The organism is Sulfitobacter sp., from assembly GCF_036960155.1.
Classification (GTDB): Bacteria; Pseudomonadota; Alphaproteobacteria; order Rhodobacterales; family Rhodobacteraceae; genus Sulfitobacter.
Map to the genome: position 1 here is coordinate 37,057 of NZ_JBALWB010000010.1, position 19,229 is coordinate 56,285.

At 53.0% G+C, this 19,229-nt stretch carries 14 protein-coding genes; 4 read left to right on the forward strand and 10 right to left on the reverse strand.

Annotation, left to right across the window (positions count from 1 at the left end):
- Nucleotides 1-80: 80 nt before the first annotated feature.
- Together V7775_RS18470 and V7775_RS18475 are read left to right on the forward strand one after the other, a co-directional pair.
- Nucleotides 81-695, forward strand: a complete 615-nt coding sequence (locus V7775_RS18470) for a TetR/AcrR family transcriptional regulator (protein WP_335753399.1) — start codon at nt 81-83, stop codon at nt 693-695.
- A 140-nt stretch (nt 696-835) separates the two neighbouring features.
- Nucleotides 836-1,150 (forward strand): putative quinol monooxygenase, encoded by a 315-nt coding sequence (locus tag V7775_RS18475; RefSeq protein ID WP_335753400.1) that lies wholly within the window; start codon nt 836-838, stop codon nt 1,148-1,150.
- A 32-nt stretch (nt 1,151-1,182) separates the two neighbouring features.
- On the opposite strand, the gene cysG is transcribed toward V7775_RS18475, so the two are convergent.
- The 10 genes from cysG to V7775_RS18525 all read right to left on the reverse strand — a co-directional run bounded on the left by cysG (nt 1,183) and on the right by V7775_RS18525 (nt 15,024).
- Complete coding sequence (gene cysG, locus V7775_RS18480) at nt 1,183-2,562, reverse strand: siroheme synthase CysG (RefSeq protein ID WP_335753401.1); 1,380 nt, start codon at nt 2,560-2,562, stop codon at nt 1,183-1,185.
- Nucleotides 2,559-3,494 carry a glycosyl transferase family protein gene (locus V7775_RS18485; RefSeq protein WP_335753402.1) on the reverse strand — a complete coding sequence of 312 codons (936 nt, stop codon included), beginning with the start codon at nt 3,492-3,494 and terminating at the stop codon, nt 2,559-2,561. The genes cysG and V7775_RS18485 overlap by 4 nt, the downstream gene beginning before the upstream one ends.
- Complete coding sequence (locus V7775_RS18490; protein WP_335753403.1) at nt 3,491-6,067, reverse strand: nitrate reductase; 2,577 nt, start codon at nt 6,065-6,067, stop codon at nt 3,491-3,493. Before V7775_RS18490 ends, V7775_RS18485 begins: the two co-directional genes overlap by 4 nt.
- The gene (nirD, locus tag V7775_RS18495) at nt 6,064-6,399 is read right to left on the reverse strand and encodes a nitrite reductase small subunit NirD (protein WP_335753404.1); all 336 of its coding nucleotides are present in this window, start codon (nt 6,397-6,399) and stop codon (nt 6,064-6,066) included. The genes V7775_RS18490 and nirD overlap by 4 nt, the downstream gene beginning before the upstream one ends.
- Nucleotides 6,396-8,834 carry a nitrite reductase large subunit NirB gene (gene nirB, locus V7775_RS18500; RefSeq protein WP_335753405.1) on the reverse strand — a complete coding sequence of 813 codons (2,439 nt, stop codon included), beginning with the start codon at nt 8,832-8,834 and terminating at the stop codon, nt 6,396-6,398. Before nirB ends, nirD begins: the two co-directional genes overlap by 4 nt.
- A 4-nt stretch (nt 8,835-8,838) precedes the next feature.
- Complete coding sequence (locus V7775_RS18505; protein WP_335753406.1) at nt 8,839-10,527, reverse strand: ABC transporter ATP-binding protein; 1,689 nt, start codon at nt 10,525-10,527, stop codon at nt 8,839-8,841.
- A gap of 5 nt (nt 10,528-10,532) precedes the next feature.
- Nucleotides 10,533-11,606, reverse strand: coding sequence for an ABC transporter permease (locus V7775_RS18510; protein ID WP_335753407.1), 1,074 nt, complete (start codon nt 11,604-11,606; stop codon nt 10,533-10,535).
- A 69-nt stretch (nt 11,607-11,675) separates the two neighbouring features.
- On the reverse strand, nt 11,676-13,046 hold the full coding sequence (locus V7775_RS18515) for a CmpA/NrtA family ABC transporter substrate-binding protein (protein WP_335753408.1): 1,371 nt from the start codon (nt 13,044-13,046) through the stop codon (nt 11,676-11,678).
- A gap of 248 nt (nt 13,047-13,294) precedes the next feature.
- Nucleotides 13,295-14,443: a CmpA/NrtA family ABC transporter substrate-binding protein gene (locus tag V7775_RS18520; RefSeq protein WP_335753409.1), complete on the reverse strand. Its 1,149-nt coding sequence runs from the start codon at nt 14,441-14,443 to the stop codon at nt 13,295-13,297.
- On the reverse strand, nt 14,440-15,024 hold the full coding sequence (locus V7775_RS18525; RefSeq protein ID WP_335753410.1) for an ANTAR domain-containing response regulator: 585 nt from the start codon (nt 15,022-15,024) through the stop codon (nt 14,440-14,442). The genes V7775_RS18520 and V7775_RS18525 overlap by 4 nt, the downstream gene beginning before the upstream one ends.
- Before the next feature lie 266 nt (nt 15,025-15,290).
- Here V7775_RS18525 and V7775_RS18530 point away from each other — a divergent pair, with 266 nt between their 5' ends.
- The gene (locus V7775_RS18530) at nt 15,291-15,899 is read left to right on the forward strand and encodes a phosphoribulokinase (protein WP_335753411.1); all 609 of its coding nucleotides are present in this window, start codon (nt 15,291-15,293) and stop codon (nt 15,897-15,899) included.
- 154 nt (nt 15,900-16,053) lie between these two features.
- A complete protein-coding gene (locus V7775_RS18535; protein ID WP_335753412.1) occupies nt 16,054-19,113 on the forward strand; it encodes an ATP-binding protein in 3,060 nt (1,019 codons plus the stop codon).
- Nucleotides 19,114-19,229 lie beyond the last annotated feature (116 nt).

The window sequence follows — 19,229 nt, forward strand, 5'->3', positions numbered from 1 at the left end:
GATAGTTGAACGTTACTTGACATAGGTGTCAGGAGATTTCCTAAAATTGACACTCCTGTCAAGTTCTTTAAGAAGGCGGTATGACCGCCACCGCATCACATCGCATACGCGCCACCCGAGAGGTTTGGCTGGACGCTGCCTATGAGCTGTTCGTCGCAGATGGGATTGACGCGGTCAAAATCATGCCACTCGCTAAAAAGCTAAACCTGACGCGGACAGGTTTTTACTGGCATTTCAAAGACGTTTCTGAACTACACAATGCCATCATCGACATTTGGCAAACGCGAAACACTGGCATCATTTTACAGCGCTGCGAGGCACCTGCTAACAATCTGTGTGCCGCTTTGTTCAATCTGATTGATTGCTGGATCGATAATGATCTCTTTGACGCGCCACTTGATTTGGCAATCCGGAATTGGGCGCGCAATGATTCTGCGCTAGAGGCGCTTGTCGCTGAAACGGACGACGCGCGACTAGAAGCCGTGGTTAAAATGTTTGAGAGATTTGGCCAGACAAGTAAAATCGCCCACTACCGCGCACTAACCGTGATCCTGACCCAAACAGGATACCATTCCATGCGATTTAACGAGTCGCGCCAGCAACGCGCGATTGCCGGATGTTATTACGTCGAAGTTTTTGCAGGGGAAGTACCCAGGCAGCAAGACAAAGATGCATTCCTTGCCCGCCACGAATAAATATCATTCGGGTAAACAGCACCCAAACTGCCATTGTTGACCTCTCTCTCGGTGATCGAACCAACCTGATCGTGTGTTGTGATAGTGCAAGCTTCGGATTAACGTCAGGAAAATCGCAAATAATACATAGGAAATGGGCCATGTCTGTTGTTCACGTAGTCGCCATTTTGACCACTAAACCGGGCCAGCGTGATGCTGTGCTTGCCCTGTTCAATGCCAATGTTCCGGCAGTCTTGGCCGAAGACGGTTGCATCGCTTATGAAGCAACGATTGACACAGAAAATGCAGGGCCAATGCAAGCGCCGTTCGGTCCCGACACATTTGTCGTCGTTGAAAAATGGGCCAGCATGCAGGCGCTGGGCGCACATGCCGTTTCAGCCCACATGAAAGCTTATGGTGTCAGCACAAAAGACATGCTGGCAGACCGTGTGATCCATATTCTGTCACCCACCTAAACGGATCACCTGATGCGGTTCGCCTTCCGAATTTAGGCGAGCCGCATCTTGGGAAGGGCCTGCGTCTTGCGCCATTTCAAAATGATCATGGCAGTATCGGTTATTCCAGCTGCAGCCAGAGTGGCGGTGAGCGAACGCAAATCACATTCCAGAATTTGTTCATGCTTGGTCTGTGCATTTGCCACCACGGTGACCGTGATTTCGGATGCTGAGGTGTTTGATAACAAATATGAAGTTATCCGATCTGCTGCCGAAACTGCCATGTAAAGTGTGACACAGGTTCCCGGGTGCAAGTTTTTCAACGCATGGGGGATGGTTTCGCCGTCAACTAAATGCCCAGTAGTTAAGGTAAGCGTGTCGATGGCACCTCGCTCGGTCAATGGTTCGCCCATTGCGGCAGCGGCACCACATGCTGCCGTGACACCGGGCACAATTTCTACTGGAATGTCGGCGGCGCGCAGGGCGCTCAATTCTTCATCGCTGCGGGAAAAGATGCCTGGATCACCACATTTAAGCCGGACAATTCTCTGCCCCTTTTTCGCGGCATTAACGAGCGTCTGTGTGATCTTTTCTTGCGGCCAGCTGTGACATCCAGCTGTTTTTCCAACATAAACGCGCTCAGCGTCACGGCGGGCAAGTTCCAGTATTTCGGGATCAACCAACCTGTCATAGTAGATTACATCGGCTTCTTGCAGGCGTTGAATGCCGCGCAGGGTGATCAGGTCTGTTGCGCCGGGGCCAGCGCCAACCAAGGCAACACTACCTTTTGCGTCTTGTCCAAAATCGCCCGTTTGAATCGCTTGTTTGATCATCTGCGCAGTCTCACGTCGCGCACCGCGCGCATGGGTGCGCCGGGGAGTGCTACCAAACACCCAGCGCCAAAGATCGCGTCGCGCCCGAGGTGCAAGGCGCGCGGCAGCACTTGCGCGTAACCGCCCTGCAAGGGCTGCAAGATCACCCAATTCCGGCTCAAGCATCTGCTCGATCTGCGTTTTAATTTGACGACCCAGAACAGGGGCCGTGCCTTCTGTTCCTATGGCAACAACCACGGGATCACGATCGACAATTGAGGGGGTGATAACGTCGCAAAGATGCGGTTGATCCACAACATTCACTGTCGCACCTGCGGCCTTTGCCATGGCGTGCAGGGCACTATCCGCTGCGGGGCACCCTGTTGCAATGAACACCAGTGCTTTGTTGTTAAAACAGGCCGCGTTGATTTCGCCTTGGTGTTGTGTGAATTTTCCGGATGCAGCCAGCGTGGCAAGCTCGGGATCCAGATCGTCCGCAATTATGGTGATTTGCGCTTCGGTCTTGAGCATAAGGCGGGTCTTTTGCGCGGCTTGTTCACCACCGCCCACAATGACAACCTGTCTGCCGTCCATTTTGAAAAACATTGGAAAGGTTTTCATGGTGCAACTCCGTCATTAGAATGCCTGCCAGCCCATAACTCTTGGGCCATCTGGTAGGTGTCGGCAGCAGTGGGTGCGGCCCTGAGTGTCCATAGGGCTAACGCTGCAGTGCCAATCACAATGGCTTGCGCGAATTCATCTTGAAGGCTTCCTTGCCAAAGTGCTTTTGGATCAATGTCTTCTCCCACTTCATGCAAGCGGCGTGTTTGGTTCAGTTCAGCTGGGATTACGTACTGGATGTGCGCGCCATCGCGCAGCCCGAAAACCGTGATGTCCTTGGAGGGGTGCCGCTCGAACTCTCCACCGCCACCTTTGATAATGCTTAAGGTCTGTTGACCCAAAAGCGCGGCAGCCTGCGCCTGCAAACTGCGGTAAGAGGGGTGAAAGACGCCCTGAACTGTTGCATCAGCGTCTGACGGATTCCACATGCGTAAAACGGTATTGAAGCAAGATCGTAACCCCAGAACGTCACGCAAATTCAGCAATTTGAAGGCCTCGGGGCTTAGATCAACCAACGTGTGATACTGCACCTGAGGACCAACAAGATGACGGATTTCCTCAACGGTACGTGACGCCTTTTGATGAGAGTTCCAGCCGTGCATCGAAACCCGGTAACCTGCCTGAGCGACAAGCCGTGCCGAAAGCAGGTAAAGCGGCGCGCCGCGGCTGCGCCCTGCGGCGTAACTGGGCCAATCCAGATCGGCAGGCGGCAGCGTTCCAGCAACATGGGCGCGCAAGGCGGCGGTAAACCCTGCGATCTCTTCGGGGATCTCACCGCGCAGGCGCATTACCATCAGCAACGCACCGACTGCTTCGGGCGCTGCGTCACCGCGCAAAATGACTGTCATCGCCTCAAACGATTCTTCCTGCGTGAGGGGCCTTGCACGCCCTTTTCCTTGGGCCACAATCCGAACGTAGGGAGCAAGCGTCATTCTGCAGCCACAGGCAAGGAAACTTGCGCAATAAGTGCATTGAGTTCCGGCTTGCAAGATCCGCAATTGGTTCCAGCACATGTTGCCTCGCCCAGCTGATTTGCGGATGTGGCACCGGCTGCGATGGCGTCCAGCAGCGTATTACGTCCGACATTAAAACACGCACAAACAGTTATGCCGGGATCGGATTGATCCGCGCTTGTTCGGCCTGCAAGGGCAAGCAATGGTGGCACCGATGTGCCGATATGGGAAGTTGCTGCAGAGCGGGACAGAACAACAGGCTGCATTCCTGTGTACATCAATGCTTCAATCTCACCTTCACGGCTAAGGGCGACGCGTGTGTTTCCTGATGCGGCGTCTTGGTACATCGATACTTCTGCATCTTGTAAACCAGTCATCTGTTGCGCCATGAGTGCCCAATCATCAGGTGTGCCTTTGCAGGCGATCTCGGCCTGCCATCCGGTTTCAGTACGTGCGATTCCGGCATAGGCTGTATTTGGCATTATCGGGTGTCTTGACGCAATGAACGCGTACCAGTCCGCGTCATATTTCGCCAAAGACACAGGCCCTGATTTGAGTGCAGGTTGGCCGGACACAGGATCAGTCACAGGTGCAACCACGCTATTGATGGTGGCATTGCGCGCGGTTTGGCGTGTCCAGTGCATGGGTGCAAAAGGGTGTCCAACGGCCACGCGATCCGTGACCAGCACGCGCAAGATCGCCTTGCCGAACTGGTTTTTTACAGTGATCAAGTCGCCAGCATTTACGTTAAGGGCGCTCGCGTCCTTGGGGTGTATTTCAAGATATGGTTCGGCGAGATGCCCGCCCAGCTTTGGCGATTTTCCCGTGCGGGTCATCGTGTGCCACTGGTCCCGATTGCGTCCAGTATTGAGCATGAACGGAGCGTTCGTGACATCAGGCGCGGTGAGCGCAAGCATGCGCGCTTTACCATCCGCGTGATAGAATTGCCCGTCTGCAAAAAAACGTCTGTCATTTCGTGGCCATTGCGTAGGGACTAGGTTTGCGTAGTCGGCATCTGCAAAAATACTCAGGTCTAGATCGCGCGGAAATACCGATGTAGCATCATTAAGCGCGACATACTCCGCAAAGATATCGGCGGGCTTGGTGTAGTTGAAGCTGGCTTCAAAACCCATGCGGCACGCGACATCGGATATAATGCGCCAATCAGCGCGTGCTTCACCTGCAGATGGCAGGAAGGGGCGCTGACGCGAAATGCGGCGTTCAGAGTTTGTGACGGTGCCGTCCTTTTCACCCCATCCAAGGGCGGGGAGTAGAACATCAGCCAGATCACCAGTATCCGTGCGCGCCATAATGTCTGACACAACGACAAACGGCACTGCCTTGATGGCTGCCGCAACATGATCGGCGTTGGGCATGGAGACAGCTGGGTTCGTTGACATCACCCACAGCGCCTTGATTTGACCGCTTGCGCAGGCATCAAACAAATCTACTGCTTTTAGGCCTGCTGCCGTGCAAATTGCAGGGCTGTCCCAGAAACCTTGCACCGAGGCGCGGTGATCTGGATTATCAAGCTCAAGATGGTTAGCCAGCATATTTGCCAACCCGCCTACCTCACGCCCACCCATCGCATTGGGCTGACCCGTGACAGAAAACGGACTGCATCCGGGTTTGCCAATGCGCCCCGTAGCAAGGTGACAGTTCAGGATCGCGTTGACCTTATCGGTGCCACACTCCGATTGGTTCACGCCTTGGGAATAGACGGTGACGACCTTTTTAGTGTCGGTCCAAAGGGTGTAAAATTCGGTTAGCTCTGCTTGGGACAGTCCGGTTTGTAATGGGTCGCTGGCGTGTGCTGCCTCAACGGCGTCTTGCAGGCCGCTCACATGCTGGGCCACGTATTGCGCATCAATTGCACCCGTTGCCGCGATGTGTGCCAACAACCCGTTGAAAAGGGCAATGTCACCATCCGGCACAATGCTAAGGTGCGTATCCGCTAGATCACTGGTTGCTGTCTTGCGTGGATCAATGTTGACGATCCGCATGTCGGGCCGCACTTCTTTTGCGCTAGCGATGCGTTGGTGTAAAACGGGGTGGCACCATGCAAGGTTAGAACCGACCAGAACAATCAGATCCGCTTCCTCAAGGTCGGTATAGGTGCCGGGAACGGTATCTGTGCCAAAGGCGCGTTTGTGTCCTGCAACGGAAGAGGCCATGCACAGCCGCGAATTGGTATCGATGTTCGCCGCGCCGATGAACCCTTTCATCAGCTTGTTCGCGACGTAATAGTCTTCGGTCAGCAATTGCGCAGAAAGGTAAAACGCCACGCTGTCGGGGCCATGTTCACGCACAGCAGTACTGAATTTTTCAGCGACCAAATCAAGCGTGACATCCCAATCTGCCCGCGCGCCATTAATCTGCGGATGGAGCAAACGCCCCTCCAAATCAATGGTTTCGCCCAATGCGGACCCTTTTGAACACAACCTGCCAAAGTTCGCGGGATGTTCGGGATCGCCTTTGATGGTGCCATCTGCATTCGCCAGAACGCCGCAGCCAACACCACAATAGGGACAGGTTGTGCGGGTTAGGGTCATGCAGCGGAACGCGCTACAATTGAAGACCCGTCAAGGAAGATACGGCCATCCTTGATCTGAGTTGGGTAGGTGGACACTTGGCCGTTGTCCTCGCCCTGTGCCTCACCTGTCTCAAGGGAGATCACCCAATTGTGCAGCGGGCAGGTTACGGATTTTCCGTGTACGATCCCCTCTGACAACGGTCCAGCCTTGTGAGGGCAGGCGTTGTTGAGAGCAAATACCTCGTCCTCACCTGTACGAAATACGGCAACACATCCAACATGGGTTTTCACAATGCGTGCGCCGCGAACCGGAATGTCATCAAGTGCTGCGATGTTGATCCACTTGCTCATTCTGCGGCCTCCAATGATAGGTTTGCGAGTGGCTTGTAGGTGTGTGCCTTTTCAAGCGCATGCTCTGCCCAAGGATCACGGCGATAGATGCTTTGACTTAATTCGAACCGCGCAACGAGTGCGGCACGCTCGGATTTGTCTTCAACGACCCTTTCCTTGATCCAATCTAGGCCAACCTTGTTCATCCATTTGTAGATGCGATCGAGGTAACGGGCGTTTTCGCGGTACGCTTGCGTGATCGCCATGATCACTTCCATGGCTTCGATTTCGGTCTCGACTTGAACCAATAGCTGGGTTTCGCGCAGGTCCATGCCAGCCGCGCCACCGATCGAGATTTGATAGCCGCTGTCGACACAAATCACACCGATGTCCTTACACGTGGCCTCGGAACAATTGCGCGGGCAACCCGATACAGCGAGCTTGAGTTTATGGGGCGTCCATGATCCCCATAGGATTTTCTCAAGCTTGATACCAAGGCCTGTGCTGTCTTGGGTGCCAAAGCGGCAGTGATCTGTCCCAACGCAGGTTTTTACGGTGCGCAGACCTTTGGAATAGGCGTGGCCTGACACCATGCCAGCGGCGTTCAGATCAGACCAGATTGCGGGCAAATCTTCACCCTTTACGCCCAACAGATCGATCCTTTGACCGCCTGTAACCTTCACAGTCGGTACTTTGTATTTATCCGCGGCATCAGCAATCGCGCGCAATTCATTTGGTGTGGTGATGCCACCCCACATGCGCGGTACAACGCTGAATGTGCCGTCTTTTTGGATGTTGGCGTGTTTGCGTTCGTTTATGAACCGGCTTTGTGGATCATCTTGATACTCAAGTGGCCAGTCGGCCAGCAGATAAAAGTTAAGCGCTGGGCGGCAAACGTGACAGCCACAAGAGGTTTTCCAACCGCACTCCTGCCAAACGGCGGGCATTGATTTCAGCTTCTGTGACTTGATCATGCGGCGCACATCTTCGTGGGTCATATCCGTACATGCACAGATTGACGCAGCAGCAGGCATGACAAACGCGTCGCCAAGCGTGACGGCCAATACTTGTTCAACCAGACCCGTGCAAGTCCCGCAAGACGCTGACGCTTTGGTGGTGGCTTTGATCGCGCTTAGATCGGTTGCACCTGCTGCGATGGCATCCTCGATGGTTCCTTTGCAAATGCCGTTACAGCCACAAATTTCCGCATCACGCGGTAAGGCTGCAACGGCTGCCAACGGGTCCAAGGGGGCACCCCCCTGAAACGCAGGACCAAAGATGAGCGTGTCGCGCATTTCGCTGATGTCGGTCTTGTCGCGGATCATGCCAAAGAACCAGTTACTATCGGCAGTGTCACCGTACATGACCGCGCCAATAACGATGTCATTCTCGATCACTAAGCGGCGGTAGACGCCGCGCGCAGGATCGCGGAAAACAATGTCCTCACGCCCCTCGCCATCTGAAAAATCACCAGCACTAAACAAATCACAACCCGTGACTTTCAGCTTGGTAGATAGCTCTTTTTGAACAAAGCTATCTGTTTCACCCAGCAGGGTTTTCGCAGCAACTTTTGCTTGGTCATACAGAGGTGCCACAAGGCCAAAGATCGCGCCGTCATGTTCGACGCATTCACCTACCGCAAGAACGTCCTCGTCCGAGGTGAGCATCTGGTCATCCACATGGATGCCACGGCCCACGGCAAGCCCGGCTTCTTTGGCCAGCGCAACATTGGGTCGAATGCCGACCGCCATAACCAACAGATCACAGGGCAACTCGGTGCCGTCATCCAGCAACAAAGCACGCACATGGCCGTCTTTACCAAGGATCTCTTTTGAATTGGCAGAGCACTTAATAGTGATGCCCTTGTCTACCAGTGCTTTGCGCAGCAAATAGCCTGCAGCCTCATCCAGTTGCCGCTCCATCAGATGGCCCATGATGTGAACAACCGTCACGTCAACGCCGCGTGCTGCCATGCCTGCCGCAGCCTCAAGACCCAACAAACCGCCACCGATCACAACACAGCTGTTGCTCTCATTCAGACCCATCATCCGTTCAGTGTCTTCCAGATCGCGGTAGGTAATGACGCCTTTAAGGTCGTGACCAGGAAGCGGAATGATAAACGGGTTGGAGCCTGTGCCAAACATCAGTTTGTCGTAGGGCAGAACATCGCCGTTCTGTGCGGTAACGTTTTTTGCTTGGCGGTCGATACTGGCGATTTTTTCGCCAAAGCGGCAGTTGATGCCGTTCTGAGCATACCATTGCGGTGTATGGGTTTCGATCTCGGCGTAGGTTTTGTCGCCGGACAGAACGGGCGACAGCATGATGCGGTTATAGTTCCCGCGCGGCTCTGCGTTGAACAGCGTCACCTCATAGGCGTCCGGCGCGGTTTCTATCAACGTTTCAAGTGCGCGGCCCGTGGCCATACCTGCACCAATGATGATCAACTTCTTTTTCATCGTGCTACTCCGCTGCTATGGGCTTTGGGGCTGCTTTTGCAGCAGTTTTGGATTGATTGCCGTGCTCGTATTCCTCTAGGAAATCGAGAACCTCCTGACGGTAAGTGTAATAATCAGGATGCTCGAGCAGGGCCTTGCGCGACCGTGGGCGCGGCAGTTTTACATCGGTGATTTTGCCAATCGTCGCCTGTGGTCCGTTGGTCATCATCACAACGCGATCAGCCAGCAGGATCGCTTCATCCACATCGTGGGTAACGCAAATAGCGGTCACTTTGGTCCGCGACCAAACTTCCATCAGGACCTCTTGCAGCTCCCAACGGGTGAGGCTGTCGAGCATGCCAAAGGGTTCATCCAGCAACAACAGTTTGGGTGAGAGGGCAAAGGCGCGGGCAATGCCCACCCGCTGCTTCATCCCGTTTGACAGGGACGCGGCACCTTTGTTCATGCTATCAGCCAGCCCGACGCGCTCAAGGTAGTATTCTATCACGTCTTGACGCTCGGCTTGGCTGGCTTTTGGATAGACCTTGTCCACACCGATGGCCACGTTCTCCTTGGCGGTGAGCCATGGGAACAGGTTGGGGGATTGGAACACAACAGCGCGTTCAGGGTCTGCGCCTTCAACGTTCCAACCATCCAGCCGGATCGCACCCTTTGAAATCGGGTTAAGACCAGCGGCCATCGTCAGCACCGTGGATTTACCACAGCCCGAGTGACCGATCAGCGAGATGAATTCCCCCTTATTCACCTTCAGGTCAAAGTTCTCAACAACGGTCAGTGGTCCCTTGGGGGTCGGATACACCTTGTGGAGCTGTGAAAAGTTCAGGAAGCGTTCCTCAATTGCGCCTTTCTGCGCCTCGGCCACGGCCTTTGGCACACTGTGGATCGGCGTGACGGTTGGTAGGGTTTTGGTCTCTTTGACCTTTGCCTCGATGCCGACATCCATGAGGTAGTTTGTCACCTGAGCGCGTAGTTTCTTGAAACCCTCATCGTTGTTCATGGCCATCCGGTCGCGCGGGCGCGGAATGTTGACCACGATCGGGTCGGCTAGCGTGCCATCTGGATTCAGTGGCACAATGCGGTCGGCCAACAGGATCGCTTCGTCCACATCATTGGTGATCAGGATGCAGGTCTTCTTGTCTTCTTCCCAGATTTCCAGGATTTCATCGGCAAGGTTGGCGCGTGTCAGCGCATCCAGCGCTGAGAGAGGTTCATCCAGCAGCAGCATCTCAGGGTTCATGGCAAGGGCGCGCGCCACAGAAACGCGTTGCCGCATACCGCCAGACAGCTCGGCAGGGCGCCGCGCAGTTGCGTGTGACAGACCCACCATTGAAACGTAATGGTCGATCTTGGTCTGACGATCGGCCTTTGACAGTTTTGGGTATACGGCATCCACCGCAAGGCCCACATTACCTCCAACCGTGAGCCACGGCATCAGGGAATAGCTTTGAAAGACCAGCCCCCGTTCTGGCCCGGGTTCAGTAATGGGTTTGCCGCGATAGGTGAGCGTTCCGCTGTCGGGCTTCTCCAATCCGGCGATAAGATTCATCAGCGTAGATTTACCCGTGCCAGAAAACCCGAGGATCGCAAGAAACTCGCCTTCCTCTACCTCAAGGTTGATGTCCTTGAGGATTTCAGAGCGGTGAATACCTACGCCGAAACCTTTGTTTACGTTTTTGAATGATAGGATGCTCATATCGATCACCGATCCGCTGTGAAGGTGAACATGGATTGAAGCGCGAACATGACGCGGTCCAACAAGAAGCCGATGATGCCGATGGTGAACACGGCGACCATGATTTTGGCTAAGGATTGGCTGGACCCATTTTGGAATTCGTCCCAGATGAATTTGCCAAGGCCTGGGTTCTGGGCCAGCATTTCAGCAGCGATCAGAACCATCCATCCGACACCCAAAGACAGGCGCAATCCGGTAAAGATCAGCGGCAGGGCAGAGGGCAGCACCAGTTTGGTGATCTTGGTCCATGTGTTCATCTTCAGAACACGGCTGACTGAAACGAGGTCTTTGTCGATGCTGGCAACGCCAAGGGATGTGTTGATCAACGTGGGCCAAAGCGAGCAGAGCGTCACGGTGATTGCAGAAACGAGGAACGATTTGGAGAACATGCCGTCATTGCTGGCGTAAACGGCCGAGACGATCATCGTTACAATAGGCAGCCACGCAAGCGGGGAGACGGGTTTGAAGATTTGGATCAGCGGGTTCAGTGCGGCGTTCGCCGTTTGGGACAGACCAGCAGCAATGCCCAGCGGAATTGCAATTATTGATGCGATGATGAAGCCGAAAAATACGGTTCTGATCGACGTCCAGATTTGCGCGTAATAGGTTGGTTTACCTGTAAATGCGCGGTCTTTAACCTTATCCTCTTTGCCTTCCGCGATCAGTTTGGCGTTGCGCGTATCCTGACGTTCGTAAAAGGCGGCCTCTTTTTCGCGGGTGCGTGCGGCCTCGGCGTTTAGATTGACGGCTTGTTCCCACACGGCGGCAGGGCCGGGGACAGCACCGAGGGATGTCTGTACTTTGGGGGCGAGGGTGCCCCAAGCGATCAAGAAGATCGCGATGGCAAGCAAAGGGACGCCCAGCAACCGCCAGATTTCGCCCATTTGCGCGCGCGGGTTATCTCCTGCGGCGGCTTTGAGGATTGGGGTCATCCATGCCAAGCCTAAAACCTGAAACCAGTTGTCGGCGCGGTTGATACGGGTGAATAGCTTCGCGCGTCTTACATCGGCGCTTAATGTATCTGGATCGGTTACGGACATGTCTGGATTCCTATGGTCGTCTAAATGGATGAAGTTCCCCCGCAGCAGGTGCCGCGAGGGAGAAAAGGCTTAGCCTTTGATTTCGTTATCTTCGATGATCTGCTGACCCTTCAGGCCGATCGGCAGGCTTTCGAGGTAGGCGTTGGGCGCGCTGCCATCGTAGGGAATGGCGTCAATGATATCGCTGGCAGGTGTTGGCGCTTTGAAACCATCGCTGTCCCATGGGAAGTCGGCCTCACTTGCCATGCCGTCATCTACCAACATGCGTGCTGCCTGCAGGTAGATGTCTGGGCGGTAGACGTCTTTAGCAGTGTCGATGAACCATTCGTCCGATTTTGGCTCAGCAATCTGACCCCAGCGGCGCATCTGTGTCAGGTACCAAATGGCGTCAGAGTAAAACGGGTAGGTTGCGTTGTAGCGGAAGAAAACGTTGAAGTCGGGGATCGCGCGCTTGTCGCCTTTTTCGAACTCGAACGTGCCTGTCATCGAATTGGCAATTACCTCGTAATCCGCGCCGACATATTCTGAGCGGGACAAGATTTCGACAGCTTCTTCGCGGTTGGCATTCTCGTTCTCGTCTAGCCAGATTGCCGCGCGGATCAGTGCTTTGGTCAGGGCGATGGTTGTGTTCGGGTTGGCATCTGCGAACTCTTTGGAAATTCCAAAGACCTTCTCGGGGTTGTTTTTCCACAGCTGGTAGTCAGTGATCACCGGCACGCCAATTCCTTTGATTACGGCCTGTTGGTTCCATGGCTCGCCTACGCTGTAGCCAAAGATGGTTCCTGCTTCCATTGTGGCTGGCATTTGCGGCGGAGGGGTCACAGACAAAAAGACGTCCGCGCCAATCTGACCGGAAATATCTTGGGGGGAGTAATAACCCGGCTGCAAACCACCCGCTGCGAGCCAATAGCGCAGTTCATAATTATGGGTAGAGACGGGGAAAACCATGCCCATGTTAAAGGCGACGCCTTTGTCTTTGTAATCTTCAATTACAGGGGCAAGGGCGCTGGCGCTAATCGGGTGTTGTGGACGTCCGTCTGCCATTTTTGGGATGTGTGGTTTCATTTGATCCCAGACATCGTTTGAGACCGTGATCGCGTTGCCATTCAAATCCATCGAGAAAGGCGTGATGATATGCGCCTTCGTGCCGTAGCCAATGGTCGCGGCCAGTGGCTGACCTGCCAGCATATGCGCGCCGTCCAATTCGCCGTCAATCACACCATCAAGCAGCACTTTCCAGTTCGCCTGCGCCTCTAGTGTGACAAACAATCCCTCATCTTCAAAGTATCCATTTTCATAGGCCACGGCTAATGGGGCCATGTCGGTGAGCTTGATAAAGCCAAAAGTCAGTTCGTCTTTTTCCAGATCAAGTGTTTGGGCATAGGCCCCAGTTGCTAGCAAACTAACGGCAGTGATGAAGGTGGGCAGGGTTTTCTTCATGGAATGGTCCTTTGTCTAGGCTGGCAGGGCCAGCAAAACGAAAAAAGCCGCACGCAATTCACACGGGGAGGAGGTCCGTGGTCATCGCGAGCGGCTTTGCTCTTGGAAGTTGCTCACCTTCATTGGCAAGCAGAGTGGCGGGCGACGATGCCCTAGTCATGGGTTAAGGATTTAGCGAATGAGGGATGATCTCAAGTTTTTTCTGCACTGCCGCATCAAATTTTGCACCGCAGCACAAAAGTGCCTTTTTATTCATCTTTGTTGGGCGTGAATTCAAAGGTTCTGCCATCAAAAAATGCATCCGGCGCAAGAATCATACGGGCACGTGATGAGGGCACGGGGGTCATTTCTCTAATCGCGCCTTCGATTTTTTCCGATGCACTTGGAATATCAGCGCCGATTGAACTTAGGTTTTTGCGGTAAAGGTCGGTGCGCCAGCACTGTTTGGCGCGGTCGATGCCTGCTGGATCAGCGCCCAGTTGTGCGGCAATCCATGCGGCCTGACTGCGCCACGGGAATGAGGCGCAGTGATCGTGGAACACCAAGAAGCGGCTTGCAGTGATGGGTGAACCGTTGGTGTGGGGCGTTAGATGTCCGGTAAGGGCGGGATCAATCACATCGGGTGATAAATTCAGATGTTCGCTACGCGCTAGGATCTCAACAGCGAGTGGTTTGTTATTTTCATCGTCCAGCCAACGGCCGGCATGGTAGATTGCGCGCATCAGGCTGCGGGTCGGTATTGGGTTTTCTTCGATCCAGTCATGGCGCGCTGCCAGTACTTTTTCTGGTGCAAACCCCCAAACATTTGGCCCCGTCATCAGAATCTGCCCAACATCGCGCTGTACTATTGCACTGCCCCAAGGTTCCCCAACCCAAAATGCATCAACGTGACCATCACTGACGGCATCTGCCATGCGCGGTGGCGGCACCGTCACCGTTTCAACGGCACCATCAGGAAGCGTTTGTGTCCAGTAGGACAGCAACAACCGATGCATGGAAAAGGGGAACGGGATGCCAATGCGGATCGGGCGCTTGTTTAGTTTGCCTAAAGCCTTCAGCAGGGTTGTTGCGTCTCCAAAGGGCAGTGGCCCTAATTCCCGCGCGATTGCCTTGGACGCGCCAAAGACAGTTCCGTTGACGGACAATACCATAAGGCTGTCGATCTGCGCGCTCAGCCCCCCCATGCCTAAAGACATCGCAATGGGCATCGGAGATAACATTTGTGCGGCATCCAAATGGCCCAGTGCCAACATATCCCTCAGGGCGGACCATGACGGCTGACGCATTAGATTTAGCTCGATCCCCTCTTCGTGCGCAAAGCCAAGTTCTTTTGCGATAATGAGAGGGGCGCAATCCACAAGTGGGACATATCCGCAGTTCAGAATTTGACGGCTCATATAAGCAGATCCGCCGCTGTGACCAGTGCCTGCGCGACATCAATCACCTTGCGGCCCTGATCCATCGCCGCCTTGCGCAGGAGTTTATAGGCGGCATCCTCTGACAGTGACCGCTGGCGCATTAAGATGCCTTTGGCGCGGTCGATGGTTTTGCGATCTGTGAGGGCTTGCTTTGCAGCATCCAATTCCGACCGCATTTGGCGCATAATTTGGAACCGCGCTATTGCGGTTTCTAGCACGGGTTTTATTCGGTTCATCTTTAACCCATCAACGACATACGCGCTTAGGCCGGCATTCATGGCTGCGCGGGTCAGATCGCTATCTGATTGATCCACAAACATCGCAACGGCCCGCGACCGGGTGTCAGAGACCATGCTTATGTGCTCCAACGTGTCTCGATCAGGATTTTCCATGTCAATCAGAACGATGTCCGGATCAAAACTCTGAATTGAATTTTTGAGGAATGATATGTCTGAAAGGGCCTGCACATCGTGCCAGCCCGCCTCTGAAAGGGCATCGATGATGTGTTGAGCTTTTTCGGTATCTTCCTGGACGACGAGGATGCGCATGTCTGAGTTCATTGTCGTTGCTTAGTGGAGGCCGCGCGCTTGGAAAATTCAACACGGGCGCGTGGACGGGCCTTTCCATCAATGCGCCCATTTTTCAGGCATCCATATCCAGCGTGATTGATAAATAGGCGTTGTGAGGGAGCACGTAACTGGCTGCAGATTCAATCAAACAGGTGAATATGAGGGGAATGCTTCACGTTGATCTCCTACAGTGATCATAAATTGTGATACGCAGGTTTTAGAATATTCCATGCCCAAAAGCCCCAATTGGAAACGCCATGATCGATACCAAAAGCATCAGCGAACGCATATCTGCCGTCCCACTGACAAATGGGCGCAGGATCATTGCGGTTGCGGGTCCACCAGCCAGTGGAAAATCTACGTTGTCAGCAGCCCTTGAACAGGAAATCGATGACGCCTGCGTGGTTCCCATGGATGGCTTTCATCTCAGCAATGAGGAGTTGGAACGCCAGAACCTATTGTCACGCAAAGGTGCGCCGCAAACATTCGACGTTGCTGGCTTTTCAGAAGTTATCCTTGCGTTGAAAGAAAGGGGTGAAGTGCCTTTCCCAATATTTGACCGGGAACAGGATTGCGTGATTGAGGGCGGAAGCAAAGTAAAAGAAACAGACACGACAATTATAGTCGAAGGTAACTATCTGCTCCTTGATGTCGCCCCATGGAGCGCGTTGGCATCGTTGTGGGACCTTAGTGTTCAGATTAGCGTGCCCATCGATATTTTGAAGAAACGTTTGATTGAACGATGGATACACCACGAGCATAGTCAGGATGAAGCCGAATTACGGGTGGCTAGAAACGATTTGCCAAATGCAAAATTTACGTTGGCACATGGGCTTTCAGCAGATTTGACCATATCGATAGAATGATACGGATGTTGATTATTTTGGAATGTCCCAACTATCGGTGGTGTTGAGATCGATGGACACAGTGTTTTTTCCTTTCTTCCGGGATTAATTAATCTTGAGGCATTGGCGACCAATTGTGATATCTCGAATTCATTGATTAAGAATGGATACGAATATGGATGTCGACAAGCGACAAATACAAGATATCCCTTTTACAGTTAAGCTGCCCGACGTTTTAAGATCTATCCGGTTTCGCCTACAATTTTTATTCCTGCTCATCGCGTTGCCTGCGGTTATTATGATCGTAGTACTAAATATGCGGGAACGACTGCACAGAATTGATGTCTCCCGATTAATTGCACAACGGGCTGTGGAGCAAGTGATCGCCACTCAGGCAGAGCTTATTGAGGATACACGACGTTTCCTGATAAATTTAACAAAAGTGCCTGCGATCCGTAATCCTGCTGGTGCAGAGTGCAAGGCGTTTTTGGAACAAACAGCGTCATTGACGCCGCACTATATAAATCTAGGGGTTCCGTTGGCTGACGGACAGTTGTTGTGCAGCGCCGTGCCACTGACTAAGCCTGTTAACGTTTATGACCGCCCCTATTTTCGCAAAGCGATTGAACGGCAAAATTTTAGCATTGGGACATTTCAAATTGACCGCGCTGCGCATGTGACCAGCGTCAATTTTGCTTATCCTGTGTATGATGCTACCAGCCAAACGGCGCCAATAGGCGCTGCTGTTGCTGTTCTTTCATTGGATTGGTGGAGCGTTACACTTGAAGACGCAGGCCTGCCAGAAGGTACGGTCGCCTTTATCGTAGACAACAGTCGAAACATCATAGCGACCTATCCAAATCAAACTGACCTATTGGGGAAACCCCTTACTCAGGCTGGATTGGCCTTAGATGAAGTTGAAAATGTTAATCAAGAGGTGATTTCAAAAACAGATAATGTGCGCCGAACTTTCAGACAAAGTATGCTTACAGATGGGATCGTGCATAACAACGTCTACATGATCCTTGGGGTTCCTGTAGGTATTGGAATTGAGGCAGCCAATCAACGTATGTTCAACTACTTACTGGGGCTGGGGGCGGCGTTGGCCGCGATCTGGTATATCGCAGGGCGCCTGATGGAAGCGAGCGTGTTCAATCCCATTCGGGCTATGAACCGCGAAATTCGCCATTTGGAATACGGGGGAGCGTTGAGCAGTGACTACGCACGAGACCAAGCTGCCAAGCAGGTGCTTGATTTTCAGGGTATCATGCAAAGCTTCAGGAATATTTCCCAAAAACGCCGGCGTGTGGAAGAAGAAAGAGACACCAAATCAGAAGAGATGGCCGCGTTGATAGACGCTTTGCCCGATACCTATTTCAGGATCGACAGAGAAGGCCGGATTTTGGAGTGCAAGACATCCCAGCTGGCTGACCTATATATTCAACCGGAAAAACAAGTTGGGCGTAAAATGTCGGGGATGCTGCCCAAGGCAGCCGGTGATTTATTTGACGAAAAAATCCGAGAACACCTGGAAACGGGTGAGATTGTTACTTGGGAATATCCCCTTGAAGTGTCTGGAAGAGTTCAAGATTTTGAAGCGCGTATCTGCCGTATCATCAACCATGATGAGATGGTTGTCGTTGTCCGCAATGTCTCAGAAAGAAAACAGGCAGTAAAGCAGCGCGAGATCGCCGAAACCCGTCTTGAGCGCACTATTGCCAGCCTTCCTGGTGTAACTATTAGTTTGGACATGACTGACCCCAATCAACCAAATATTATCTTTGTCAGTTCTCAATCAGAAGCGATTTGGGGCTACACCCCCGAAGAAATTTACGCAAACCAAGAGCTATTGATAACGGCCCATGATCCCAAAGATCGGGAGGGTATGTACAAGAGGTTGTCTGATGCAGCGCGTGATCTGAGTACGTTTAAAAGACGCTTTCAGATCACGACCAAGACGGGTGAACGCAAGTGGTTGGAAACCCTGACCGGAGCGTCCCGAGTGGAGGATGGAAATGTACGTACCGATGGCTTCATCCTTGATGTGACGGCTGAAGTCGAAACTCAGGCGCAGTTAGAAGTTCAAAGGGAAGTTGTTCATCGTGCGCAAAAACACGAAAGTATTGGTCAACTGACAGGCGGTGTAGCGCATGACTTCAATAACCTTCTAGCGGTTATTATGGGCAATCTGGAATTGCTACGTGATGACATGACAGATGCGGACCATATTGAAATGATCGATGCTGGTATTCAAGCCACCAAACGAGGGGCGGATTTGACCCGCAACATGTTGGCATTTGCACGTAAGGCGCGGTTGTCCCCTGAGGTAGTTGATCTGAACCGTTTGGTGAATGAAACCCGCAATTGGGCTGGCCGCACCCTTCCGGCGAACATCTCGGTCGAGACCTCTTTGTCTGCAGATTTGTGGGAAACTGAGGCCGATCCAAGTTCAATCGAAAGCGCGTTGCTGAACCTGATTTTGAATGCACGGGACGCGATGCAGGATGGTGGGGAGTTGATGCTTGAGACTGCAAACGTGCACGTCCATGATGCGTATATCGATAGCCGGCAAGAGAAACTGGCGCCTGGCTGCTACGTGATGTTGTCGGTCAGCGATACGGGCGAGGGTATTTCAGGACCCATTCTCTCAAGAATATTTGAGCCTTTCTTCTCAACAAAACCTACCGGCAAGGGATCAGGGTTGGGGTTGTCAATGGTACAGGGCTTTATGCATCAATCGGGTGGAACTGTTCAGGTCTATTCAGAGTGGGGTGTTGGGACTAGTTTTAATCTCTATTTCAAAGCGCTCACGGATGAATTGGTTTGCCAAAAAATTGAGGAAACTTTCGTCGAACCGCATCAAGCCAATGGACGACGTATATTGGTTGCCGAGGACGAGAGTGAAGTTCTGGCTGTGATTGTTACAATGTTAGAGAAAGCGGGATATGATGTCACTTCGGCATCAACGGGCGACGAGGCGCGTGCGATTTTTGACGCATCACCCGATTTCGATCTGTTGCTTACGGACATTGTGATGCCCGGTACCCTTCAGGGCACCACGCTTAGCAAGGTATTGCGCGAACAGGTTCCTGATCTTCGCGTTATATTTATGTCTGGTTATGCCAATGAAGCGACTGTGCGAGGCAATGATCTGCGCCCTGAAGATATACGCCTGATGAAGCCCGTCATTCGTGCCGATCTATTGGCCGCCTTATCAAAATCGCTAAATGGGTGATGGCTGCGCTGGCACAGAATTAGGTCATTGGGCACGTCGTATTGCCATGGTGGGTAGTATGGAAAGACCATCCCACCTGCTGGTGAGCAATTGTCTTTAAGGACCCCAAAAGGGTT